Origin of the sequence: Streptomyces sp. SP18BB07 (assembly GCF_036322545.1) — a bacterium.
Classification (GTDB): domain Bacteria; phylum Actinomycetota; class Actinomycetes; order Streptomycetales; family Streptomycetaceae; genus Streptomyces; species Streptomyces deccanensis.
Window position 1 is genome coordinate 1 of sequence record NZ_JAQYWT010000033.1, and the last position, 391, is coordinate 391.

General features: G+C 48.1%; 1 protein-coding gene. It reads right to left on the bottom strand.

The genetic code is table 11. From position 1 onward, the window contains the following. Window positions 1-315: hypothetical protein (locus tag PUR53_RS47965; RefSeq protein WP_329906942.1), on the bottom strand; the 315-nt coding region annotated here is incomplete at its 3' end. Window positions 316-391: the final 76 nt, after the last annotated feature.

Genomic DNA, 391 nt, shown 5'->3' on the forward strand with positions numbered 1-391 from the left:
GTGTTGTGGGGGGGTGTCGTTGTTTGTGTTGTGTTTTTGTGGGTTTGGGTTTTTTGTTTGTTTTTTTTTGTGGGGGTGGGGTTTTTTTTTTTTTTTTGTTTTTTTTTTTTTTTTTTTGCTTTTTTTTTTTTGTTGTTGTTTGGTGTGTTTGGTCGGGTGGTGTGTGGGGGGTGGGGGGGGGGGCGGACCCGCGCCCCCCACCCCCCCCCCCCCCCCCCCAACACCAACAAACCCCCCCCCCCCACCACCCCACACAAAAAAAAAAAAAAAAAAACCAACAAAAAAAAAAAAAAAAAAAACCCCCCCCCCAACCACCCACCCAACAAGACACCCACACCCCCACCAAACCACAACAACAAACCCACCCCACCAAAAACCCCCCAAAAAAACA